The following is a 23,177-nucleotide window of genomic DNA, read 5'->3' as shown; positions in this document are numbered from 1 at the left end:
AGGAGGATCAAAATGACAATTGAAACGAAGCTACCCTTTGACATGGATTTTGTTAACTCCTTTTCAAAAGAAAATGGAGAACCTGCTTGGCTTTTAGAATTTCGCCAAAAAGCATTAAGCCTTGCCGATACATTGCCAATGCCAAGACCAGATAAAACAAAGATTGATAAATGGAATTTTACGCAATTTAAACAGCATACTGTAAAGAGTGTGCCATTTACATCTCTTACTGAATTGCCAGAGGATGTTAAGGCATTAGTTGACCTGGAAGCGGGAAATAAAAGTTTATATATTCAACGGAACCAGACACCGGCTATATTATCTCTAACAGATGAATTAAAAAATAATGGCGTTATTTTCACTGATATTTTCACAGCAGCACGTGAGCATGGCGATCTTGTGCAAAAATATTTAATGACACAAGGTGTAAAAGTGGATGAACACCGGTTAGCGGCTCTCCATGCGGCATTATTTAATGGTGGAACTTTCTTATACATTCCGAAAAATGTTGAAGTAAAGGAACCAATTCAAGCAGTATATGTACTGGATGATGAGCAAACAGCCCTCTTTAACCACGTCATTGTCGTGGCAGAGGATAATAGTTCAGTGACATATGTGGAAAACTACATTTCTACAGTTGAATCCAATAGTGTTGTCAATATTATTACTGAAGTAATCGCAGGTCCGAACGCAAAGGTTCTATATGGTGCGGTTGATACGTTAGCAAAGGGAATTACCACCTATGTTAACCGCCGCGGTATTGCTGCCAGGGATGCTAGGATTGAATGGGCCCTGGGATTAATGAATGAAGGAAACACTATTTCTGAAAATACCACCAATCTTATTGGCGATGGTTCCTTTGGGGACACGAAATCAGTGGTCGTTGGGAGCGGTGAACAGACCCAGAACTTCACGACACAGGTTATCCATCATGGTAAGCGGACAGAAGGATTTATTTTACAGCATGGTGTAATGAAAGAAAGCGCAACAGCCATTTTTAATGGAATTGGTAAAATTGAACATGGTGCCTCCAAATCAAATGCAGAGCAAGAATCACGCGTTCTCATGCTTAGTGAAAAAGCACGCGGCGACGCAAACCCGATGCTGTTGATTGATGAAGACGATGTCATGGCCGGTCATGCTGCCTCGGTAGGACGAGTTGACCCGGTGCAGATGTATTATTTAATGAGCCGGGGTATTTCTAAACACGAGGCTGAACGATTAATTATCCATGGTTTCCTTGCACCAGTAGTAAATCAGCTGCCGATTGAAGGCGTGAAAAAACAATTAACAGAAGTAATTGAAAGGAAAGTCCGCTAATGAATATCAAAGATATTCGCAACCAGTTCCCAATACTAGACCAAGATGTAAATGATCATCCACTTGTTTATTTAGATAGCTCAGCTACATCTCAAAAACCAATCCAAGTGATTGAGGCCCTTGAGAAGTATTATCGGGAAATAAATTCCAATGTCCACCGCGGTGTCCATACGCTTGGAACGAGGGCAACTGATGCCTACGAAGGGTCTCGCGAAAAGGTTCGGAAGTTTATTAATGCAAAATCAACCCAAGAAGTCATTTTCACAAGGGGAACGACTACTTCACTCAATTGGGTGGCCGCAAGCTACGGTGCAGCCAATCTAAAAGAGGGCGATGAAATTGTCATTACTTACATGGAACATCACAGCAATATTATTCCGTGGCAGCAGGTTGCAAAAAAGACGGGTGCAACACTGAAATATATTCCACTTCTGGAAGACGGCACACTGTCGCTTGAGGATGTCCGGGCAACAGTTACAGCCAATACGAAAATTGTATCGGTTACACACGTTTCAAATGTACTTGGCACAATCAACCCTATCAAAGAAATTGCCAAAATTGCTCATGAAAATGGAGCAATTATGGTAGTGGACGGTGCACAAAGTGTTCCACATTTGAAAGTGGATGTACAAGATTTGGACTGTGACTTTCTTGCTTTTTCCGGTCATAAAATGTGCGGGCCAACCGGGATCGGCATACTATATGGTAAGAAGGATTTGCTCGAAAACATGGAGCCGGTGGAATTTGGCGGCGAAATGATCGACTTTGTGGAATTGTATGATTCTACCTGGAAAGAGCTTCCTTGGAAGTTTGAAGGCGGTACACCGACAATTGCGGGGGCCATCGGGTTAGGTGCTGCCGTTGACTTTTTAAATGAGGTTGGACTAGACAAGATTGTAGAACATGAGCATAAGCTTACAGTATATGCTCTTGAGAAACTATCGTCGATTGAAGGAATAACGATTTATGGACCGATGGATCCAGCAAAGCGTTCCGGTCTCGTTACCTTTAATATAGAGGATGTTCATCCGCATGATGTTGCGACTGTACTTGATGCGGAAGGAATTGCGGTCCGTGCCGGACATCATTGTGCACAACCGCTGATGAAAAAGCTTTGTGCCAGTGCTACGGCAAGGGCAAGCTATTATTTATATAACACGGAAGAGGATATTAACAGGCTTGTTGAAGGTCTTCTTAAAACGAAGGAGTATTTTAGCGATGTCTTCTAATAATTTAGATATGCTTTACCGTCGGGTTATTATGGATCATTATAAAAAACCTCGTAATCGTGGGGTTCTCGAAGAGAGCAACCTAACGATAAATATGAATAACCCAACGTGTGGAGATAGAATTCAATTGACGATGAAAGTCGAAGATGGAATTGTTACGGACGTAAAGTACGAAGGGGAAGGCTGCTCGATTTCCATGTCCTCCGCATCGATGATGACCCAGGCTATTAAAGGAAAAAAAGCGGAAGATGCGCTCCGATTAGCGGAAATTTTTTCGAAAATGATGCAGGGTAAAGAATATGATGATGACCTTGATCTTGGGGATATTGAAGCATTGCAAGGTGTTTCTAAATTTCCAGCTCGTATTAAATGTGCAACGCTTGCCTGGAAGGCAATGGAAAAGGGCTTGAGCCAAGAAAAATAACTTACGAAGGGTGTCAAAACCCGTAATCTTTTATGAATGGGAGGAACACGACAATGGCTAAAAAGATGCCAGAAATCGGTGATTATAAGTATGGGTTTGCCGATAAAGACGTTTCCATTTTCCGGTCAAAACGTGGTTTGACACGTGAAATCGTTGAGGAAATCTCCAGAATGAAGCACGAGCCACAATGGATGCTCGACTTCCGTTTGAAATCATTAGAGTATTTTTATAGCAAGCCAATGCCACAATGGGGCGGAGATTTGGGCTCGTTAAACTTTGATGAAATAACTTATTATGTTAAGCCATCAGAAAAATCCGAAAAGTCATGGGACGAAGTGCCTGAAGAAATTAAAGCAACATTTGATAAACTTGGGATTCCTGAAGCGGAGCAAAAGTATCTTGCCGGAGTTTCAGCCCAATACGAGTCAGAGGTTGTTTATCACAATATGAAAGAAGAACTTGAAGAATTAGGCATTGTTTTTAAGGATACCGATTCTGCACTAAGGGAAAATGAAGACATTTTCCGTGAACATTTTGGAAAGGTTATTCCGCCAACCGATAATAAATTTGCTGCCTTAAACTCAGCTGTTTGGTCCGGGGGCTCGTTTATCTATGTTCCACCTGGTGTAAAAGTAGATACTCCATTACAAGCGTATTTCCGGATTAACTCAGAAAATATGGGTCAATTTGAACGTACCCTGATTATTGTTGACGAAGGCGCGTCCGTACACTATGTAGAAGGATGTACAGCACCAGTCTATACAACAAACTCCTTACACAGTGCCGTAGTTGAAATTATTATTAAGAAGGATGCCTATTGCCGTTATACAACGATTCAAAACTGGGCTAATAACGTATTCAACCTTGTTACGAAGCGTGCGGTTTGTGATGCAAATGCGACAATGGAATGGATTGACGGAAATATTGGTTCTAAGTTAACAATGAAGTATCCGGCAGTTATTCTAAAGGGTGAGGGTGCCCGTGGACTGACTTTATCGATTGCAATTGCCGGTAAGGGTCAGCACCAGGATGCTGGAGCGAAAATGATTCACTTAGCCCCAAATACTTCTTCAACCATTGTTTCTAAATCAATTTCAAAGCATGGTGGAAAAGTAACGTATCGCGGACAGGTGCACTTCGGGCGTAAAGCCGATGGTGCCCGTTCAAACGTTGAATGTGATACGCTGATTATGGATAATAAATCCACTTCTGATACAGTTCCATATAATGAAATATTAAATGACAATATTTCACTAGAACATGAAGCAAAGGTTTCCAAGGTTTCTGAGGAGCAGCTCTTCTATTTAATGAGCCGCGGTGTTTCAGAGCAGGAAGCAACTGAAATGATTGTCATGGGCTTTATTGAACCATTTACAAAAGAACTGCCAATGGAATATGCCGTTGAAATGAACCGTCTTATCAAGTTCGAGATGGAAGGGTCTATTGGATAATATAAGATAAACAAATCCGCTTTCCTTAGAGGAAGGCGGATTTGTTTATAAAAAAGAAAATTTCAACGTATGCTATGATGAAGAAATAAAGGATAACTGTAAACCAATACATATTTCGGAAGAGATGACCAAGGAAAACGTTTCCATAGCCCTTGGTTTTACAACAATCGGATTATATTTATATCAGGAAAGGGCAGGAGACTAGAATCGTGGAATGGATCGTCTTATTATTAATTGGAATTGCAGCTAGCTCGTTAGGGTCACTAATTGGTTTGGGTGGAGGGATTATTGTTGTTCCCGCATTGCTGTATTTGGCAGCTGTTCCAGGGTTCGCGCATATAACCCCGCAGGTGGCCGTCGGTACGTCACTGTTTACGATGATTTTTACCGGACTATCTTCAACATTGGCATATATGAAGCATAAAACCGTAGATTATAAAAGCGGGTTACTTTTTTTAATCGGCAGCGGTCCAGGAAGTATTCTTGGAGCCTGGGTTACCGAATCATTAGACCTGCATTCCTTTAATCTCTTTTTTGGGATTTTCATTTTGCTTGTTTCTGTAGTCTTAACACTAAAAAACAAGTTGAAACCGCTGCCATTCCGAAAAGAAAAGGGAGTTGTTCGCACATTTACTGATAATACAGGGCAGACATTTGAATTTGGGTTTAACCTGGTGGCGGGCATTACGATCTCCTTTATTGTCGGGTTTATCTCAGGAGTTTTTGGGGTAGGCGGGGGATCCTTAATGGTGCCGACAATGATTCTAGTATTTTTCTTCCCGCCGCATGTGGCTGTTGCAACCTCAATGTTTATGATTTTTCCGACATCGATTATAAGCTCAATTACGCATATTACCCTTGGTAATGTGAATTGGCTTTTGGCACTGGCATTAGTACCCGGCGCTTGGATTGGGGCAAATATTGGTGTATATTTAAACTCAAAATTAAAAAGTAAAACAATCGTGTTACTTTTAAGGACAATATTGGTGGTCGTTGGAATTCGTCTTATTTATCAAGGAATTACCGGCTAAATTAAAGGACTGAGTCAATTGGAAACCATTCATATTTATCATACAAATGATGTGCATAGTCACTTAGAACACTGGCCTCGTATTCATCAGTTTCTGGCAGAAAGGAAAAAAGGCCATCTAAAGCAAGCGGAAGATGTGTTTCTCTTTGATATTGGGGATTTTGTCGATCGCTGGCATCCTTTTTCCGAAGCAACAAAAGGAAAAGGAAATACCCGGCTGCTAAATGAATCCGGCTATACGGCAGTAACAATCGGTAATAACGAAGGAATTAATCTTTCCTATCAGGATTTAGACCATCTGTACGATGAAGCAAGCTTCGATGTCCTAGTGGCCAATTTTTATAAAAAAGACCTGATACAGCCTAGCTGGGTCAAGCCTTTTAAGTTGTATTCTACACAGGAAGGAACGAGAATTGCTGTAATCGGTCTAACTGCTTATTTTTCTCAGCCCTTTGAACTGCTCGGCTGGCAATTGACGGAGCCTTTTTTAGAGTTGAAAAGACAGGTGGAAGCTATTAAAGGAAATGCCGATGTAATTATTTTGCTGAGCCACCTTGGTATTAACATGGATGAGGAAATTGCTGAACAGTTTCCCGCTATTGATGTGATTTTAGGCGGTCATACTCACCATGTTCTGCAAGAGGGAAAAGTAGTAAATCAAACCCTGATCGGTGCGGCTGGAAAATTTGGGAATTACGTTGGGTACACTACATTAGAAATATCTGAGCAAAAAGAGGTCATCCACAAACAGGCAATTCTTTATGATGTAAACGAGCTGCCGGTTATAAACGGAGAAGCGGATAAAGCAGATGCTCTTTATAGGAAAGGTAAAAAGATGCTGAGTCAAAAAATAACGGTCTTGCCGGAACCGTTAGAGAACAACTATTTCCAGGCAACGAACTTTTCGCGGTTGTTATGTGAGGCTTTGCGTGAATGGTGCGATGCGGATTGTGCATTTTTAAATGCAGGTCTGCTATTAGGTCCATTGTCAGGCAATGTAACGAATTTTCATCTACTTACCGTTTGTCCGCATCCTATCAATCCTTGTAAAGTAGAACTCAGTGGGAAAGAGCTAGCAAGCGTTCTTTTCCAAACAAGGGCGGAAAAATGGCCACAGCAAAAAATTTACGGTCTTGGCTTTAGGGGAACGGTAATGGGGACATTTGTATATGATCAAATTGATTTTAACCAACGAGAAATTCTTATCGATAACCAAGAGATTGATCCAGCTAAGCGCTACAGCCTGGCAATCCCAGATATGTTCGCGTTTGGCCGCTTCTTTCAAGAGCTTTATCATTGTCAGAAAAAAAGGTATTATCTGCCCGAATTTCTTCGTGACCTATTAAAATGGAAACTGCAAAACGGGCGGAACTCATTTCCTTCCCTGTCATAAATTGATAGGGAAAGGAGTGTTGCTAAATTGATTGATCTTTCACCAATCGAATTGGGCGGTCATACCTTTTTGGCTGTTACTGTTTTATTACCTAAAACAACGCTACTGGCTGTCGCAAATGATAAGGGGTATATCATGTGTGGTGCACTGGATGTGAGCTTGTTAAACGATAGATTAAAGGATCGCAAAATCATTGCAGGCCGGGCAGTTGGGGTTAAAACGATTCAGCAGCTGCTGGATGCTCCGTTGGAATCAGTTACCCTTGAGGCTGAAAGCTTAGGCATCCACAAAGGGATGATTGGAACAGAGGCCTTATTAAAAATGATTTAAAAGCCTGCGTATGCGTCAGGCTTTTATTTATAAATATTGTATAGATTTTTGACTTTAAGAATTGTCTAGTTTCCCTCTTTCCAGCATACATATAGCTTGTAAGGGGGGATTTTTTTGGTAAAGTTCCGCAGAAGGCTTACGCGCAAGGGACCTTTGCCTTTCCGCTATGTGTTATTACTTTCACTAGTTTTTTTTCTTTTTTCCACTGCCGCAGGGTTATGGATTATTAACAAAAGTATTGAGCCGACACTAATGAAGTATGCTGAATCCCAAACCCGTAAAATTGCCGCCCTCGTCATAAGCAAATCGATCAAAAAAGTAAATACCGGCGGAATAGAAGCGATTCAAGTTGTCAAAGGGCCAGATGGAAAACCCACTGCTAAATTAAATCCGGATGTGATTAACCGCTTTTTAGCTGAAACAACAACCGAAATCCAAAATAATTTAAAAACAGCTGAAAACGGGGATTTATCATCACTCGAGCAATTGACTAATGTAAAAATGGAAACAGACCCTAAAAAAACGGAAAATGGACTTCAGTGGTATATACCGATCGGCCAAGTGACCAAAAGTGCTTTGTTTGGCAACTTGGGACCGAACATTCCGGTTCGCTTTTTTGCAATTGGTGATGTTCGTCCAGATATAAAAACCACTTTTAAGCCAATGGGAATAAATAATACATGGATCGATGTATCGATTCATTTAATCGTATCGGTTCAAATTATTCTTCCTTTTGCAACAAAAGTAACAGAGCTTGAACAAACCATACCCGTAGGCGGGACGCTAATTCAAGGAGATGTACCACAATTTTATAATGGCGGAGGCGGTTCAGCCCCATCCATTCAATTGCCTGATAAAAAAAATTAATAAAAAGGGCTGCTTTAATCTATCCAGGCAGCCTCTTCCTGTTTATCTTATTTCCGTCTTGCTTCAATTCTTTCTTGTCTTTCCCATGCAGCTAGGTGTACATAGGGATCGAAGGACCATTCCGTTATGCCATTATCTTTGTACATGCCGTAATGCAAATGAGGCGGAAATTTACCAGAGGTTCCTGGAGGACCATAGCCGGAGCTGCCAACCCCGCCAATGAGTTGTCCTGGTTCCACTACCTGACCGACATGAATGTCCTTGGCAAACCCACTTAAGTGCGCGAAATAGTGGTAGGTATTATTGATGTCGCGAATTCCGATCCTCCAGCCCCCGTATCGATTCCAACCCTTCATTTCAATAATCCCATAATTTGTGGCTCGAACAGGAACACCATACCCAGCAAAAATATCTGTTCCTTCATGGATTCTACGCCCGCCCCAACCTCTTGCAACTCCCCAAGTTGACCGATAGCTATGATTGGAGCGTAACGGAAGTGGAAAGGCGTGTGCGTCCAAATCCAGCCGGCCAAAATGGCGATACACTGTTGCTTTGTCGGCGATAATTCCAACTGTTTTATCACGGTGATAATAATTCCATAAGCCAATCTTAATATTATCGGGATCAACCCCGTAAGAAAGAAGAAAATTGGCAAATGCAAATATGACATCTTCGTCATTGTTTAAACTTGCCTTTCCATCTCCATTCCCATCTACACCCATTCCATCAAAAAATTGAATAGTGACCGGATTTTCATCAGAAAGATTCGGATTTGTCAGGCCTGCCCATACTTCCGGCTGAAAATAAATGCCAACCGTCCCTTCAGCTTTTGGTAGATCCCTGCGGACTGCGCGGATGCTTCTTTCATATTGATCAATAGCAGCTAAATAATACCAAGGGATCTGGGTGATGGTTTCGACTTTTTTATACAAATCCATTCTCTTTTGATAGATATCAGTCTCCTCGGCATGAACATCAATCGCTGTAAAAAAAAGAAGAAGACAGGTGCTTATTATCCAAATTGTCCGCACGGGAATCCTCCCTTTCCAAAAAATAATTTACAGAAGTAGTTTATGATATCCCGGTCAAATCATGATGGTTAATAATTGGTAATATGGTGTGTACGACTTGTCGTTCATTTTTCAGTATGGTAAAGTGACAAGGAAGCAACAATACAATTTATTAGAAGTATTTTTATTAACATACACGGGGTGGAAATATGAGCAGAAAAGAAGAACATTTAAAAAAACCTGATTGGTTAAAAATAAAACTAAATACAAACGAGAGTTATACAGGCTTAAAGAAAATGATGCGGGAAAAAAGCCTTCACACTGTTTGTGAGGAAGCAAGATGTCCAAACATCCACGAATGCTGGGGTGCCAGAAGAACAGCTACTTTTATGATTTTGGGTGATGTTTGTACGAGGGCCTGCCGTTTTTGTGCTGTAAAAACAGGCTTACCAACTGAATTGGATTTGAAAGAACCAGAAAGAGTTGCGGATTCCGTTCAGTTAATGAATTTAAAGCATGTCGTTGTCACTGCTGTCGCTCGTGATGATTTAAAGGATGGCGGTGCTGCAGTCTTTGCGGAAACAGTTAGGGCGATTCGCCGCAAAAATCCGTTTACAACGATTGAAGTTCTTCCGTCTGATATGGGTGGAGTGGAAGAAAACCTAAGAATTTTAATGGAAGCCAAGCCGGATATTTTAAATCATAATATCGAGACAACCCGTAGGTTGACGCCAAATGTTAGAGCAAGGGCACGCTATGATCGTTCCCTTGAATTTTTGCGCCGTGCAAAAGAAATGCAGCCAACGATCCCGACCAAATCCAGCTTAATGATTGGTCTTGGAGAAACAAAAGAGGAAATTCTTGAGGTCATGGACGACTTAAGGACAAATCAAGTCGACATCATGACAATTGGCCAATATTTGCAGCCAACAAAAAAACATTTGAAGGTGCAAAAATATTATAGTCCTGACGAATTCCAAGAGCTCAAGGAAATAGCTTTAGAAAAAGGGTTCAGCCATTGTGAGGCAGGGCCGCTTGTTCGCTCTTCTTATCATGCTGATGAGCAGGTACATGCCGCTGCAAATCATAAAAAACTTGTTGATGAAAGTGCAAAGGAAGCGTAAAACAAATTAAAAGGGTCTGACCCCTCGTTCTAAACTCAATATTTAGCAAAGTATTGTAGTAGAGAGGTCAGACCCTTTGTTTTCGCTTTATTTAGTTCTGTACATTTTGTCATCTGCTGTCTCGCCATTGGCATTTTCACTATTGTTCATTGGTGCACCCTGAGGAGATTTTTTCATTTGCGTAATTAAATGATTTACAGAGTTACGTGCGTTTCTGCTGGTTGAATCGAGATGGGACAAGTTCTCTACATCCCTTAGTAAGCTTTGCTGATCTGTAACATAGACATGGTAATAACGAGGTACTACAGACATTGCAGTTCTTTTGACCTGATCAGCGGTTAAATTCCTGTCCTTTGAATCGGTTTGATAGGCAATTAATACTTCTTGGTCAGTGACAAGTGTAGCTACATCATTTACATTTGGAATATTTGTGCTGTACCGGCTTATGATATTGGCAACCTGCTCACGGTTGAGTGAAGCATAGTGGTTGTTGTTATCATTCATAATTGGACTTTTCTGATGGCGTACATATCCATAGTTGGTGCTGATATTACGGACATCGCTTGCTCCACCCTCATTGTATAGCTCTGTCCGCTTATTATTCACATTTAATGTATTACCGCTCTTTTCATAAATGCCGCGGTTATTCGTATCATTTGCACAGCCAGTCAAGGCTGTAATCATGCATAGACCGGCAATACAGGCTAACTTTTTCACTAACAACACCTCCCTTACCCATTAGGTTGACCAAGTGTGAGGATATTTTTCTTAGTAATTGATGGTGAATCGGTTATAATGGTAGTATTGATTCGCTGGAAAATAGAGGTGATATGGATGGTTACTGTTAATAACGTTACTTATGAAATAGTCGGGGAGTATCGAGATGGGTTCAACGAAGAGGCATTTCTGGCAAGATATAGTGATATTTTATCAAGATATGACTACATTGTAGGGGATTGGGGCTACGGTCAGCTCCGTTTAAAGGGATTTTTTGATGATCAAAATCAAAAAGCTTCCTTTGATACTAAAATTAGCACATTAAGTGAATATTTGTATGAATATTGTAATTTTGGCTGTTCCTATTTTGTTTTGAAAAAGGTCAAAAAATAGCTGATTGGCCAGATACCGTCTCGTTCTGGCCTTTATTAATTTACAACGCTAGTCCACAGCCTCTCAATCATCTTGTGATTATACCGCATAGTTCACCCAATTTATAAAAAACAACTGTTTTACTCTATGCTGTTGAACAGCACTATTTATTTAGTGATGTTCATCAGCATTTTTTTATACCTAGAATTTATATCTTTGATGTCTAGGTATGTCGCTAAACGATCGCTTCCGCTTTTGCTTTTTCGTACGATTCGTACGAAAAATCTCACAAATATAAGCGGAATCAATTGTATACTATTAATTCAGAAAATTCTAAAATGAGAATACGCTTACAAATCAAACAAAAGAGGTGTCGTTAATGTCTATTATGCGAATTGGAAGAGCAGAAATAAAAGTTTTGGATCTTGAACAATCGGTTGATTATTACACCAATGTTATTGGTTTAGATGTAGTGGGGAGCAGCGAAGGAAAGGTTTATTTAAAAGCATGGGATGAATTTGATCATCATAGCCTCATTCTTCAAGAAGCAGATTCTGCTGGACTCGATCACGTTGCTTTTAAAGTGGAATCAGAAGAGGATTTGGCACATTTCGAAAAGAAAGTTGAGCAATTTGGGTTAACACTGAAACGTATTTCCAAAGGAACAAGATTGGCAGAAGGAGAAGCAATCCGTTTCGAGCTGCCTACAGGTCACCAAATGGAATTGTATTGTGATATTAAGCAACTAGGGACACGGACCGGAAACTTGAACCCTCATCCATGGCCGGAGGGCTTACGGGGAATCGCCCCGCATCGTCTTGACCACCTGCTGCTAACAGGGGACGATGTTGAAAATGTAACGCGCTTTTTCACTGAAGCATTGGATCTCCACCAAAGTGAAAAGATCACGACAGTAGATGGAGAAACGATGATTGGAAGCTTTATGCATGCTAGAAATGGAAAGCCTCATGATATTGCCTTTATTAAAGGACCGGATAAGAAGCTCCACCATGCTGCGTTCCAGGTTGACAACTGGTATGACGTTTTAAAAGCAGCTGATATTTTAAGTAGAAATGATGTTCAAATTGAGGTAACACCAACTCGTCATGGAATCACAAGAGGCGAAACAGTTTATTTCTTTGACCCATCAGGAAACCGTAACGAAGCATTTGCGAGCGGATACATTACCTATCAGGATTTCCCAACCATTACGTGGACAGAGGACAAAATTGGACAAGGTATCTTTTATCATAGAAGAGAATTAATAGAATCCTTTGGAAAAGCGTTAACCTAATTCAATCGAAATAAGAAACCTTGGATGTTAATAAGGAGGAAAAAAGATGTCAAATGAACCTGCATTCAAAAAAACAATCCGTGATCAGTCATGGGATTACAAAACAAAAAATGAATATGAAGATGTAACAGTAAGACAACAGCCATATGTGCATATGCATTACCGTCATATTTTTGATGAACGTGACTATGATATTTTTGATCCACGTTATACACGATTAAAGTGTGCTGATTGGGAAGCCTTCCGTGACCCCAAAAAGTTCTGGTATACAACTTATGTAAATAATAGAAAGAAAATGGCTGAAGAAGTGGAAAATGGATTCGCTTATGCCGAACAACTTGGTGTCATTAAAAACTTATCACCACAGTGGGCAGATGCATTAAGAGATCTTTACACGCCGCTTAGACATCTTGAATACGGTGAGAATGTCCAAATGCAACATGTTATCCGTTATGCATTAGGAACATCGATTGAGCAATGTGCCACGTACCAAGCATATGACAAAACAGGACGAGCTCAGTGGATCTCTCAATGGGCAATGAATATGCAAGAGCATCATGGTGAGTTTCTAGCACATGGCAAAGAGGTGCTACTAAACGAACCGGCTTTTCAACCATTACGTCGTTATGTAGAAGAGATTCTTGTGACAGATGACTGGGCAGAAGTTCTTGTAGCAGAAAACTTAACATTAGACCTTCTATTAGGAAATTTGATGTATCGCGAATTTAATCAAGAAGCAACCAAACATGGTGATACACATTTATCCATTATGAACTTGGTGATTGCAAAGCAGTTGGATTGGCATCGTGACTGGGCGTTCTCTCTTTTCAAAATGTTGACAGAGGATAAAGCAGAAAGCCGTTGGGATTATTTAAAATCTTTAGGCTATGAAGATTGGGAAGGGGACTATCGCTGGGGCAGAATCTTAAGCGACCCGCGGGAGACACCGGAAGAAACACTTTCTAATATCGAAATTACTCAAGAATGGATCGATAAATGGTATCCGAAGGCATTCGAGGCAGTTCTTGCCTTAGCTCCTTTATTTGCAAAGCATGGAATATCGATCAATCTTCCAGAGACACTGAAAAAAATCGAGGAAGAAGCAATTATTCCAATCTATAAGAAATACAAACTACCATTTAAACAATACGAAATTGCTCTTAACTAAGAGAGGGGAACGAATACGATGACAGTAAAACAAGCCTATGTTGGAATAGATTTAGATACAAGCGGCGGCGGTGTTGTAACAGCGATTATCGCAGCGATTGAAGAAGATAACGAAGGGGTTATCGTCGAAGACTTTTCCGTTTATAAAAAAGTAAAAGTGCCCGGAAAGTTGGTACTAAATCGGGAAACAGTAGAGGAACACCTTGGCGCAGACTTTGAAATGGACCAATTACACATTTTCATGAGCTCATATTTCGGTTTTATTACAGACTGGGATGAAGAGCACTTAACGATCGAGTGGGAAAACGCAGAATAAGGAGGGAAAGAACAAATGGCTAAATTAGGAATGAAAGAAAAATACCATGCAATGACAAGAGATTTAATGTGGGAACCAAAAGACTTTGATATGAATAAAGTGTATCCTTTGATTGAAAAAGAAGGCATCATTCTGAAAGACCCAAGCAGATGGGAAGACCCTTTCCGCATGGCCTACAACCAATACGTGAAGATTCAATCCGAGAAAGATGGGATCTACCATGCCGTTCGAAATGCCTTTGAAGCAAATGATGGCCATGCGAAAGTCGTTGATTCACGTTGGTATGAAGGGGTAAAAGTATTCGCGACAGCCGTTCAGCCTGCTGAATATTCTGCCCACCGCTTAATGGCATATGTCGGACGTAACATTCCAATTGAAGCGATTCGCTTTGCTACATTCAATCAGGCAATTGATGAACTGCGTCATGCTCAAATTGAAATTAAACACTATGCTCATATGAGTAAAGAAATTGATGGAATTCATAACTTTGCGAATACGACGCAAAATCTATGGTTTAATACGGTACCAAGATCATTTTTTGATGATGCAATGACAGCTGGTCCGTTCGAAGCGCTAATGGCGATTTCATTCTCATTCGAGTACGTGTTTACCAATATTCTATTCTTACCGTTTGCTTCATCTGCGGGTGCGGTGGGCGATGATAACTTTGCTGCTGTTGGGAAAACAGTACAATCAGATGAATCACGACATATGGCTTTAGGAATGTCTGCCTTGAAAATGTTGCTGGAAGAAGATGATCGCAATATTCCGATTATTCAAGGATGGCTGGATAAGTGGTATTGGAGAGCTTATCGCCTGTTTTCAGTAATTGCGACACTTGTTGATTATTATCCACGTATACGTCCAATTTCCTGGAAAAAAGCGTTTGAAATTTATGTAGAAGAACAAGTGTTTAACGGGTTGTTTAAAGATTTACGAAAATACGGCATTCGCCTGCCAAAGCACGCCGAAGACAGCATAAAAGAAAAAGAACATTATTCTCATGCGGTTATGCGTATCCTTGATCACTATAAGCACGCGAACCTTTTTAGAGGATTCAAATTGCAGCCTGATGATTATCAATGGTTATCAAAAGAATATCCAGATACATTTGATCGATATTATTCGCCATACTTCCGCCGTATGGATGATCACGTATTGGCTGGGGCAAGCCCTGGAATTCCATCTGTATGCAGTGTATGTCAAATTCCTGCTGAGTTTCCGGATCCGGATAATCCATCGAAAATGTGGACGCAATACAGCGAATATAACAATAAAACCTATATGACCTGTTCACCAGGCTGTAAGCATATTTTTGATAGTGAACCACAGAAATATGTGCAAATCTGGTGGCCGGCAGAAGCTTATTTAAGTGGAGAATTTGGGGAAGATCCAATAGCTGGAATATTTAAATATACAGGTTTATCTCCAGAAGAAGCGGGTGAACATTATTCTTCAAGAGAACATGCCCGCTGGTTGGAGCATAGAAAACATTTAGGGTTAGATAAGAAATTTTTCTAGAGCGAATTGAAATAGGAGTGAACAAAATGGCGAACTATTTGAAGCAGGAAAATCAATTGATCGTTTGGCCAGTACTAAAAGAAGTCACAGAAAATGATTTGTTTCAGGGGAATATTGGAATAAGAACCCACCATCATATGTCAACGAAAGAATTGTTACAGGTTTGTTTAAAGGCATGGAAGGTTAATATGGAAGGAAACTATCGTTTATTCTTGATTCGGGCGGATGGTCAAATAGAAATCTCTTTAGATGAGACCGTTAAAGAAGCAGGAATTCGCAATGGAGATTATTTAGAAATTATCACAGCGTAAGTTCCATGTAAGACTCTGCTTAACAACTTTATAGACTCTTTCTCCTTCATGTGAAAATAACGATTTTACATGAAGGAGAAAAAGCAGTTTTATGAACAAGCTTTTTTTTACAAAGATTTCTTACGTTTGCACAAAGTAATTATGCAGATTACGGGAGGAGAGATCGAAAGATGGGCCAATCAAAAACAGCGGTTGAAACATATGAAATCACATTAGAACCAAGTGGAAAAACAATTACAGTTAAGGAAGGCCAAACCATTTTAGATGCAGCGATTCGTAATGGTGTACAGGTAGCGTACGGTTGTCGTCACGGTAGTTGCTCCGCTTGTAAGTGCCAAGTCCTTGATGGTGAATATGAAATCATGGATCGTGTTTCTGAATACTCTTTAATGAGTTTTGAAAGAGAAGAAGGCTTTACCCTAATGTGCAGTACGTTAGCAGAAAGTGATCTAGTCATTGAAGTGGATGAAGAAGAAAGTGATCTCCCTTTCTATGCAGTTCATGATTTCGAAGCTGAGGTTGTGGAAAATAAAGCCTGTACGCATGATATTCACATCGTCAAGTTAAAATTACAAGAACCAGAAAGTATAGAATATGCTTCAGGTCAGTTTTTTGAATTTGATATCCCTGGTTTAAAGGATACACGTGCCTATTCATTGGCAAATAAATATCGAGATGGCAATATTTTAGAGTTTCATATCAAACGTGTTCCAGATGGTAAAGGTTCTAATTATATGTGTGACCTACAAGCAGGAGATGTCGTGTCAGGATCAGGTCCTTATGGAAACATGCAGCTTCGTAACAGAGATAAAGATTTAATCTTCATCGCGGGTGGTTCCGGAATGGCGCCAATTAAGTCACTATTAGAAGATTTATTTTCGCAATCCTTCGAAAAAGAAGCGTGGTTCTTTTATGGGGCAAGAACAAAAAATGATTTGTACCTGACGGAGGAATGGCAGGAGTTGGCCAAACGTCATCCAAATTTCCATTTCGTTCCAGCCTTATCAAATCATGATCCTTCAGAAGAGTGGGATGGCGAAGTTGGTTTTATTGCTGATGTAATCGGGCGCAAGCTTGACAACATGCAAGACATGGACGCATATCTTTGTGGTCCGCCGATAATGATTGAAACAGCCTGTGATGTTCTCTATAAAGGCGGAGTGAAGGGCAACAATATCTCTTTTGATGAATTCTAAGTTTATAAAACATTACTTTCATTTGCTCTAAAATTAGGAGGATAATAATGGACAATTCAAAATACATTGATGTGAATGGTATCTCAACACATTATCATGAAAGCGGGCAAGGGGAAGCTGTCCTATTGATACATGGTTCAGGGCCAGGAGTTACTGCTTGGGCAAACTGGAGATTGATTATTCCAGAACTATCAGAAAATTTCCATGTGTTTGCGCCTGATATTGTTGGGTTTGGCTATACGGAAAGGCATGAAAATGTTGAATTTGGCGTTGAAACATGGACAAACCACCTCATTCATTTTATTGAAGAAGTTGTTCAAAGCAGGGTGCATATTATTGGTAACTCTCTTGGCGGAGCGCTGGCATTGCAAATCGCCAATAAAAGACCCGATTTGGTTGGAAAGATGGTATTAATGGGGGCTGCTGCTTTACCTTTTCAGATGACGTATGGTTTAGATAAAGTATGGGGATACGAGCCAAGTATTGAAAATATGAAAAAATTATTAGAAATCTTTGCTTACAGCCAAGAATTTGCCACTGACGAATTAGCAGAGTTACGCTATCAAGCAAGTATCCAACCAGGTCTTCAAGAAGCTTTTTCAAAAATGTTTGCTGAACCACGCCAGGAAAAATTGAATCAATTAGCCCTGCCAGAAGAAGAAATCAAAAAAATAGAAAATGATGTGTTAATGGTTCACGGAAGAGATGATCTCGTCATCCCTTATAAAGAAACTAGTTTAAGGCTTCTAGATCTGCTGCCAAACTCAGAGTTGCATCTATTCTCGAAATGTGGACATTGGACTCAAATTGAGAAAAAGGATGAATTTGCCCAACTTTGTAAAAATTTCTTTCTTCGTAAAACACCCATCAATGTATAAACATGATAGCAAGATCAAGTTGATATAGGTTCATTTATCCTAAGTGAACCTATATTTTACAGTAAATAAAATTAAATTTGGTTGCTTTGGAGGAGCATGCTAATGTTTAAAGTAAAAGTAAAAGATGACCATGATAACCAGCCTGAATTTACATGTAATGATAATGAAACAATCCTCGATGCTGCACGGAGTCAAGGAATTGTTATACAATATGCTTGTAAGGGTGGCGGATGTGGAATGTGTAAGATCCAGATCAAGACAGGTGACTTCGAAAGAGGCAAAAGCTCGAAGGCTGTCCTTCCCGATTCGGAAAGAGAGCTAAATTACACACTTGCGTGTAAAACCTATCCAAAGAGTGACTTAGAGGTTCGAATTCAGCCATCCTAAACAATTCTTTTCTGGGGCGGTGATATCGGTTGAAGCATGTTGAATTAAACGATGACAGGTTAGGCTCATTAAATTTTCAGGAATTTGAACGAATGATTTCGGTTCCCAGCTCTGCCTTCGGGGTCCTACGGCAGGAACTGATTAATACGTTAGGACTAACTAGGGCTAAAGGGTTTCTTCTTCGTTATGGATGGAATTGTGGGGTAAGTGATAGCTTAAAGGCAAAGGAAATGGAATGGGAGAACGATCTTGACATTTTATTGGTCGGTCCTAAAATGCATGCACTAAATGGTACTGTAGAAGTAGAAGTAGGTGTCTGTGATGCTGACTTTGATAAGGGAAACTTACATTTTGAAGGAGACTGGAAAAATTCCTATGAGGCAAAGGAACACCTAAAACTTTTTGGCCAGAGTGATCATACTGTATGCCACACGTTAGTTGGCTATGCAAGCGGTTACCTGTCTACGGTGATGGGGAAACGAGTGATCGTGAAGGAAACTCAATGTGAGGGAATGGGAGATAACCATTGTCATTGGATTTGCAAAACAGAAGACGAATGGAATGAAGATATCGACATCAAGAATGAAATCAGTTTCTATGAAGCCGACCGAATCATCGACGAATTGGATGAAACATACGAAAAGCTTAGAATTGAGAGAGATAATTTAAGTAAGACCTATCATGTACATCACAAGTTAGTTAAGGAAGTACTTCGAGAAAAAGGCATGAAATCAATTGCTGATGTCTTATCCCAAACGATGAAAATGCCAGTCATTATTGAAGACCGCTATTTAACAATTTTAGCAGCTGGAGGGTTACCGACTAAAAAGGCACAGGAATATTCAGAGGAATTAAAAAAGTGGGTAGACAATCAGCAAAGTAAGAAAGCATCTACATGGAGAGACAGCAAAAAAACATTGTTGCTTGATATATCTGAGAGCCATAGACGAGTGATTACACCAATTTATTTAGGCCAAAGTGTCTATGGATACTGTTCATTTCTTTATAATGGAACGATGTTAAAAGAAGTTGATAAGATGGTCTTAGAACAAGCTGCATTAGCATGTTCTCTTAATGTACTAAATGAGAAGACCCGTTTCAATACAGAGCAGCGCATGAAAGGAAGTTTTTTAGAGGATATTTTGAACAAAAGATTAACCATGTCCGAAATTGTTAAACGGGCACACTATATCGATTTCAAATTAGACAATCCCTATTTTATGATTGTCATTAATCACCGATTTAAAGAACCATCCCTTATTCATAAGTTAGAATTTAACGATCCATTCATAAATAATTTGCTAACCTTTTTTAAGAACAAACAGGTAAACGCTTTAATCGATCAAAGATCTGAAAATGTGATTATATTGTTATCAGAAAGAACAATTCTGAAAACTCATCTAAATAAAGAAGAATTTTGTAAGCACTTACTTGAGTATTGTTCAAACCTTTCTCCTGAGTTTTTAGTAAAAATGGGAGTTAGTTCAAATTCCCCTTCAATTGAAAACGCTGCAAACTTATATGATGAAAGTATTGCCTCAGTGAAAGTAGCCAATCGCCATCAAAATTTAGTCTATTTCGATACCCTGGGACTTGTAGGGATTTTGCTTCAAGCAAATAATTTGGATACCATAGAAAAGTTTGCCTATAAAGTATTAGGTAATTTAATTGAAGAAGATAAAAACAAGAATATGGAATTAACCAAAACGCTCTATTATTACTTGGAAAATGGATCAAACGTTCATAAGACAGCACGTGCCATGAATTTATCCATCAGTGGGTTACGATATCGCTTGGGACGCATTAATGAAATTTTGCAAATGGAAATTAGCACTCCATATATTAGACATGAAATTTATGTAGCAATGCAGTGTCTATTTGTTTTGGGAGAACTAGAGATCGATTAAGAGAGGACAATAAGAATGAAAGTATTCTATGAAAAGCCAGCAATCACGAGAGAAATTGTAATGGAGATGCTGGAGGCAGCTTGTGAACAAGCCAATCAATTAGGAATTGCCGTGAATGTTGCGATTGCGGATGATGGCGGAAATTTAAAAGGATTTGTTCGTATGGATGGGGCTCCATTATTAAGTTCTGAAATTGCTCAAAATAAAGCCTATACTGCAGCCGCTTTTGGAATACCTACGTCTGAGTGGTATCCATTAATTGAAAAAGAACCGCCCCTTCTGCACGGAATTGTACATACGAATCGCTTGACTGTATTTGAGGGGGGAATCCCGATCTATATTGGCAAACAATTAGCAGGAGGAGTCGGTGTGTCCGGCGGATCTGCTGAGGAAGACGGCAAGTGTGCTGCAAAAGCACTGGAAGTATTGAACCAGTCCCTTTCAATTGAATCGTAAATAACCCCAACTTTTAAGGGATGTCCCAAGAGCAAGCATGAGACACCCCTTAATTTTGTAATTTATTTACGTCCAGCTCCAGCGCCCAGCGACTAGTGTACTTCGCCCACTTCCCTACGATAAGTCAACATCGAATCGCTACCGCTCTTCGTGTTTCCTTTATCTCAGTCAGTGTGCTCCAGTCCATACGTCGCTAAACGAGCGCTTGCGCTTTTGTTTTATCCCATTGGTTTATAAGGCGGCTGCTCATTTGTATCCGGATCATCGTGCGGTAGGTGCGCACCAGGCATTTGCCTTGGAATATCCTGATGTAGTGATTTAAATTCATAATTAAAAGCACTATAGTGGCGCTGCCCTTCTTCCCAGGGAGTGCTTTTGTTTTGAACGGGTTCATTCTTTCTAATTGGCGACCCAAATGGGCCTTCTGGAAATTCTTCTGCTGTTAGATAATTCCGCTGTTTTTCGACATTTGAGAAGTCTGAATATTGTTCAGTATCTTTTTCAACCATGTTTTTTCACTCCTTTACGGTTTTAGTATAGCTAAAGAAGAAAAAAACATGTCCTTTATTAAATGAGTTCTGTTAAAAAGAAATGGCCTCAGTTAAAAATGAGCGCAGCTCCTTTGCGTCTTCTTCATTAAGTTGAAAGGCATACTCCAGATAGCCTTCTTCATTTAAATCGTCAGGACCAACGATCGCAAAGCGATTGCCTTGAATGTCTAAGACAAGCTCTTTTCCAAAATGTCGTTCCGTCTTAATGATCGCTAAGTCAAAGCGCTGATGCTCGCCAACGAAACTAACAAATCTTGTTTTCGTATCTTCTGTATCATCATATAAAAAAAAGCGTTCTGTCATAATTTTACCCCTTTATTCGCAATTTAAAGTAAACTCCATTTTATCTTACCAAAACCAGCTAAGAAATGGGAAATAATTAAGAAATATTCTAATCGAACATAAAAATGAAAAATATGCAGTAGAGCGTTTTGTGATACAATACAAGTATATTTTCTGGTGACTTCTGGGAGGGATAAAATCAATGGTCCGTCGATCCATGGGAAGGCTAAAATTCACATGGTGATGATATTTCCTTATTTCTTTAGGATGATTCATTGATTACTCATATGCTATCTTAAAAAATGTTGAAAGAAGGGAATAGAATGTATTTTGTTGATCGTCAAAAAATTGAAGAAACATTAGTATACATAGAGAAGCTGATCGAGCTTTTTTCTAAAGAGAAGGAGTGGTCAACACCGATTCAAAAGGCTGCATTAGAGCGAATTGTCCAAATGCTGCTTGAAGCTGTCATCGATGTTGGAAACGCGATGATTGACGGTTTTATCATGCGGGATCCGGGCAGTTACGAAGATATTGTTGATATCTTAATGGATGAAAAAGTTGTTTCAGAAGAAACTGGCAATACCCTAAAAAGGCTTATTTCCTATCGTAAAGTGCTTGTTCAGTCGTATACGCAAATCAACCACCTTGAATTACAAACACAATTCGCAGCAAACCTTCAAATTTTCTCTCTTTTTACAAGCAATGTTAGGGAATACCTCATAAATGAATTAGGTCCGGTATCTGCTTTTAGAAATTAATTGGTGAGACTGCACATGCAGTCTCTTTATTTTTGGTAATATACATCCATGAGGAGTGATAGGATGAAACCGTATAAAGGCTATTTAATTGATTTAGATGGAACGATGTATAAAGGCACAGAGCGAATAGAAGCTGCCAGTGATTTCGTAAGAAGGTTGAATGAACAAAAAGTTCCCTATTTATTTGTGACTAACAATTCTTCACGGACTCCTGCTCAAGTTGCAGAAAAATTACGCGGGTTTGATATTCCAGCAGAGAAGGAGCTTGTTTTTACAACAGGTCAGGCAACAGCTAATTACATCTATGACAGGAAAAAGAACGCCTCTATCTATTTGATTGGGGAGGAAGGGATTCGAACTGCACTTGAAGAAAAAGGGTTTCAATTTGCAGGAGAGAATGCAGATCTTGTTGTTGTCGGGATTGACCGGGAGCTCACCTACGAAAAGTTAGCGGTAGCTTGTTTAGCTGTCCGTAACGGTGCTGTTTTTGTGTCTACCAATGCAGATATCGCACTGCCTACGGAACGAGGCTTTATGCCTGGCAATGGGTCAATTACAGCAGTGATTACCGTTTCTACTCAAATAAACCCCATCTTTATTGGCAAGCCAGAAAGCATTATTATGGAGCAGGCTCTAAAGGTGCTGGGAACTAGAAAAGAAGAGACGTTAATGGTCGGTGATTATTATGATACCGACATTCTTGCTGGCATGAATGCTGGAATGGACACGCTTTTGGTTCACACTGGTGTAACGACAAAGGAAATGCTTGCGGAATATAATCGCAAACCAACCTATTCCATCGATTCCTTAGATCAGTGGGAAATATAAAGGCGGAAGCGCCCTGTTGCGAAGTGCACTAGTCGCTGATGCTAGATAATTGAAA

General features: G+C 39.9%; 26 protein-coding genes. 22 read left to right on the top strand and 4 right to left on the bottom strand.

Annotated features, from left to right (window positions below):
* Window positions 1-12: 12 nt before the first annotated feature.
* From sufD to yunB, 8 genes are all read left to right on the top strand, one after another.
* Window positions 13-1,320 (top strand): Fe-S cluster assembly protein SufD, encoded by a 1,308-nt coding sequence (gene sufD, locus JN080_RS07010; protein ID WP_256235213.1) that lies wholly within the window; start codon window positions 13-15, stop codon window positions 1,318-1,320.
* A complete protein-coding gene (locus JN080_RS07005; protein ID WP_256235212.1) occupies window positions 1,320-2,549 on the top strand; it encodes a cysteine desulfurase in 1,230 nt (409 codons plus the stop codon). The genes sufD and JN080_RS07005 overlap by 1 nt, the downstream gene beginning before the upstream one ends.
* The gene (sufU, locus tag JN080_RS07000; protein ID WP_256235211.1) at window positions 2,539-2,973 is read left to right on the top strand and encodes a Fe-S cluster assembly sulfur transfer protein SufU; all 435 of its coding nucleotides are present in this window, start codon (window positions 2,539-2,541) and stop codon (window positions 2,971-2,973) included. The genes JN080_RS07005 and sufU overlap by 11 nt, the downstream gene beginning before the upstream one ends.
* A 53-nt stretch (window positions 2,974-3,026) precedes the next feature.
* Entirely contained in the window at window positions 3,027-4,424 is a 1,398-nt protein-coding gene (gene sufB, locus JN080_RS06995) for a Fe-S cluster assembly protein SufB (RefSeq protein WP_256235210.1), read from the top strand.
* Between the two features lie 209 nt (window positions 4,425-4,633).
* Window positions 4,634-5,455 (top strand): sulfite exporter TauE/SafE family protein, encoded by an 822-nt coding sequence (locus tag JN080_RS06990; RefSeq protein WP_256235209.1) that lies wholly within the window; start codon window positions 4,634-4,636, stop codon window positions 5,453-5,455.
* 18 nt (window positions 5,456-5,473) lie between these two features.
* The gene (locus JN080_RS06985) at window positions 5,474-6,847 is read left to right on the top strand and encodes a bifunctional metallophosphatase/5'-nucleotidase (RefSeq protein ID WP_256235208.1); all 1,374 of its coding nucleotides are present in this window, start codon (window positions 5,474-5,476) and stop codon (window positions 6,845-6,847) included.
* Between the two features lie 27 nt (window positions 6,848-6,874).
* Complete coding sequence (locus tag JN080_RS06980) at window positions 6,875-7,177, top strand: YunC family protein (protein ID WP_256235207.1); 303 nt, start codon at window positions 6,875-6,877, stop codon at window positions 7,175-7,177.
* Window positions 7,178-7,291: 114 nt separating this feature from the next.
* Complete coding sequence (yunB, locus tag JN080_RS06975) at window positions 7,292-8,044, top strand: sporulation protein YunB (protein WP_256235206.1); 753 nt, start codon at window positions 7,292-7,294, stop codon at window positions 8,042-8,044.
* Between the two features lie 47 nt (window positions 8,045-8,091).
* Here the strand turns inward: yunB and JN080_RS06970 are convergent, their stop codons facing one another.
* Window positions 8,092-9,024 (bottom strand): M23 family metallopeptidase, encoded by a 933-nt coding sequence (locus JN080_RS06970; protein ID WP_256235266.1) that lies wholly within the window; start codon window positions 9,022-9,024, stop codon window positions 8,092-8,094.
* Between the two features lie 239 nt (window positions 9,025-9,263).
* On the opposite strand from JN080_RS06970, the gene lipA reads away from it, so the two are divergent.
* The gene (lipA, locus tag JN080_RS06965) at window positions 9,264-10,178 is read left to right on the top strand and encodes a lipoyl synthase (protein WP_256235205.1); all 915 of its coding nucleotides are present in this window, start codon (window positions 9,264-9,266) and stop codon (window positions 10,176-10,178) included.
* Between the two features lie 87 nt (window positions 10,179-10,265).
* On the opposite strand, the gene JN080_RS06960 is transcribed toward lipA, so the two are convergent.
* Entirely contained in the window at window positions 10,266-10,895 is a 630-nt protein-coding gene (locus JN080_RS06960; protein ID WP_256235204.1) for a YhcN/YlaJ family sporulation lipoprotein, read from the bottom strand.
* A 117-nt stretch (window positions 10,896-11,012) separates the two neighbouring features.
* On the opposite strand from JN080_RS06960, the gene JN080_RS06955 reads away from it, so the two are divergent.
* The 11 genes from JN080_RS06955 (at window position 11,013) to JN080_RS06905 (ending at window position 20,700) form a co-directional block, all read left to right on the top strand.
* The gene (locus JN080_RS06955; RefSeq protein ID WP_256235265.1) at window positions 11,013-11,288 is read left to right on the top strand and encodes a YutD family protein; all 276 of its coding nucleotides are present in this window, start codon (window positions 11,013-11,015) and stop codon (window positions 11,286-11,288) included.
* Between the two features lie 358 nt (window positions 11,289-11,646).
* Window positions 11,647-12,561 (top strand): catechol 2,3-dioxygenase, encoded by a 915-nt coding sequence (locus tag JN080_RS06950; RefSeq protein WP_256235203.1) that lies wholly within the window; start codon window positions 11,647-11,649, stop codon window positions 12,559-12,561.
* A 46-nt stretch (window positions 12,562-12,607) separates the two neighbouring features.
* Complete coding sequence (locus JN080_RS06945; protein WP_256235202.1) at window positions 12,608-13,729, top strand: ferritin family protein; 1,122 nt, start codon at window positions 12,608-12,610, stop codon at window positions 13,727-13,729.
* Between the two features lie 18 nt (window positions 13,730-13,747).
* Window positions 13,748-14,044 carry an MmoB/DmpM family protein gene (locus JN080_RS06940; protein ID WP_256235201.1) on the top strand — a complete coding sequence of 99 codons (297 nt, stop codon included), beginning with the start codon at window positions 13,748-13,750 and terminating at the stop codon, window positions 14,042-14,044.
* Window positions 14,045-14,059: 15 nt separating this feature from the next.
* Window positions 14,060-15,565 carry a YHS domain-containing protein gene (locus JN080_RS06935; protein ID WP_256235200.1) on the top strand — a complete coding sequence of 502 codons (1,506 nt, stop codon included), beginning with the start codon at window positions 14,060-14,062 and terminating at the stop codon, window positions 15,563-15,565.
* A 26-nt stretch (window positions 15,566-15,591) separates the two neighbouring features.
* A complete protein-coding gene (locus JN080_RS06930) occupies window positions 15,592-15,876 on the top strand; it encodes a hypothetical protein (RefSeq protein WP_256235199.1) in 285 nt (94 codons plus the stop codon).
* 170 nt (window positions 15,877-16,046) lie between these two features.
* Window positions 16,047-17,072, top strand: coding sequence for an NADH:ubiquinone reductase (Na(+)-transporting) subunit F (locus JN080_RS06925; RefSeq protein WP_256235198.1), 1,026 nt, complete (start codon window positions 16,047-16,049; stop codon window positions 17,070-17,072).
* Window positions 17,073-17,119: 47 nt separating this feature from the next.
* Window positions 17,120-17,950 carry an alpha/beta fold hydrolase gene (locus JN080_RS06920; RefSeq protein ID WP_256235197.1) on the top strand — a complete coding sequence of 277 codons (831 nt, stop codon included), beginning with the start codon at window positions 17,120-17,122 and terminating at the stop codon, window positions 17,948-17,950.
* Window positions 17,951-18,052: 102 nt separating this feature from the next.
* Entirely contained in the window at window positions 18,053-18,337 is a 285-nt protein-coding gene (locus JN080_RS06915) for a 2Fe-2S iron-sulfur cluster-binding protein (protein ID WP_256235196.1), read from the top strand.
* 29 nt (window positions 18,338-18,366) lie between these two features.
* Entirely contained in the window at window positions 18,367-20,244 is a 1,878-nt protein-coding gene (locus tag JN080_RS06910; protein ID WP_256235195.1) for a XylR N-terminal domain-containing protein, read from the top strand.
* A 15-nt stretch (window positions 20,245-20,259) separates the two neighbouring features.
* Window positions 20,260-20,700, top strand: a complete 441-nt coding sequence (locus JN080_RS06905) for a GlcG/HbpS family heme-binding protein (protein WP_256235194.1) — start codon at window positions 20,260-20,262, stop codon at window positions 20,698-20,700.
* A gap of 218 nt (window positions 20,701-20,918) precedes the next feature.
* Here JN080_RS06905 and JN080_RS06900 read toward each other — a convergent pair whose 3' ends face one another.
* Window positions 20,919-21,209 (bottom strand): cytosolic protein, encoded by a 291-nt coding sequence (locus tag JN080_RS06900; protein WP_256235193.1) that lies wholly within the window; start codon window positions 21,207-21,209, stop codon window positions 20,919-20,921.
* A 72-nt stretch (window positions 21,210-21,281) separates the two neighbouring features.
* Window positions 21,282-21,554 (bottom strand): DUF3055 domain-containing protein, encoded by a 273-nt coding sequence (locus tag JN080_RS06895; protein WP_256235192.1) that lies wholly within the window; start codon window positions 21,552-21,554, stop codon window positions 21,282-21,284.
* Between the two features lie 302 nt (window positions 21,555-21,856).
* Between JN080_RS06895 and JN080_RS06890 the strand changes: the two genes are divergently transcribed.
* A complete protein-coding gene (locus JN080_RS06890) occupies window positions 21,857-22,294 on the top strand; it encodes a DUF86 domain-containing protein (protein WP_256235191.1) in 438 nt (145 codons plus the stop codon).
* Window positions 22,295-22,357: 63 nt separating this feature from the next.
* Window positions 22,358-23,122 (top strand): TIGR01457 family HAD-type hydrolase, encoded by a 765-nt coding sequence (locus JN080_RS06885; RefSeq protein WP_256235190.1) that lies wholly within the window; start codon window positions 22,358-22,360, stop codon window positions 23,120-23,122.
* Window positions 23,123-23,177: the final 55 nt, after the last annotated feature.

The organism is Bacillus sp. EB600 (assembly GCF_024494385.1).
Lineage (GTDB): Bacteria > Bacillota > Bacilli > Bacillales > Cytobacillaceae > JAEVLT01.
Note: the sequence above shows the minus strand (reverse complement) of the source record. Positions and strands in the feature narration are given on the sequence as shown.

What these genes read in the sequence shown, in the direction of transcription:
- sufD (WP_256235213.1), top strand. Translation starts at nt 13, where the DNA reads ATGACAATTGAAACGAAGCTACCCTTTGACATGGATTTTGTTAACTCC.
- JN080_RS07005 (WP_256235212.1), top strand. Translation starts at nt 1,320, where the DNA reads ATGAATATCAAAGATATTCGCAACCAGTTCCCAATACTAGACCAAGAT.
- sufU (WP_256235211.1), top strand. Translation starts at nt 2,539, where the DNA reads ATGTCTTCTAATAATTTAGATATGCTTTACCGTCGGGTTATTATGGAT.
- sufB (WP_256235210.1), top strand. Translation starts at nt 3,027, where the DNA reads ATGGCTAAAAAGATGCCAGAAATCGGTGATTATAAGTATGGGTTTGCC.
- lipA (WP_256235205.1), top strand. Translation starts at nt 9,264, where the DNA reads ATGAGCAGAAAAGAAGAACATTTAAAAAAACCTGATTGGTTAAAAATA.
- JN080_RS06955 (WP_256235265.1), top strand. Translation starts at nt 11,013, where the DNA reads ATGGTTACTGTTAATAACGTTACTTATGAAATAGTCGGGGAGTATCGA.
- JN080_RS06950 (WP_256235203.1), top strand. Translation starts at nt 11,647, where the DNA reads ATGTCTATTATGCGAATTGGAAGAGCAGAAATAAAAGTTTTGGATCTT.
- JN080_RS06945 (WP_256235202.1), top strand. Translation starts at nt 12,608, where the DNA reads ATGTCAAATGAACCTGCATTCAAAAAAACAATCCGTGATCAGTCATGG.
- JN080_RS06940 (WP_256235201.1), top strand. Translation starts at nt 13,748, where the DNA reads ATGACAGTAAAACAAGCCTATGTTGGAATAGATTTAGATACAAGCGGC.
- JN080_RS06935 (WP_256235200.1), top strand. Translation starts at nt 14,060, where the DNA reads ATGGCTAAATTAGGAATGAAAGAAAAATACCATGCAATGACAAGAGAT.
- JN080_RS06930 (WP_256235199.1), top strand. Translation starts at nt 15,592, where the DNA reads ATGGCGAACTATTTGAAGCAGGAAAATCAATTGATCGTTTGGCCAGTA.
- JN080_RS06925 (WP_256235198.1), top strand. Translation starts at nt 16,047, where the DNA reads ATGGGCCAATCAAAAACAGCGGTTGAAACATATGAAATCACATTAGAA.
- JN080_RS06920 (WP_256235197.1), top strand. Translation starts at nt 17,120, where the DNA reads ATGGACAATTCAAAATACATTGATGTGAATGGTATCTCAACACATTAT.
- JN080_RS06915 (WP_256235196.1), top strand. Translation starts at nt 18,053, where the DNA reads ATGTTTAAAGTAAAAGTAAAAGATGACCATGATAACCAGCCTGAATTT.
- JN080_RS06905 (WP_256235194.1), top strand. Translation starts at nt 20,260, where the DNA reads ATGAAAGTATTCTATGAAAAGCCAGCAATCACGAGAGAAATTGTAATG.
- JN080_RS06900 (WP_256235193.1), bottom strand. Translation starts at nt 21,209, where the DNA reads ATGGTTGAAAAAGATACTGAACAATATTCAGACTTCTCAAATGTCGAA.
- JN080_RS06895 (WP_256235192.1), bottom strand. Translation starts at nt 21,554, where the DNA reads ATGACAGAACGCTTTTTTTTATATGATGATACAGAAGATACGAAAACA.
- JN080_RS06890 (WP_256235191.1), top strand. Translation starts at nt 21,857, where the DNA reads ATGTATTTTGTTGATCGTCAAAAAATTGAAGAAACATTAGTATACATA.
- JN080_RS06885 (WP_256235190.1), top strand. Translation starts at nt 22,358, where the DNA reads ATGAAACCGTATAAAGGCTATTTAATTGATTTAGATGGAACGATGTAT.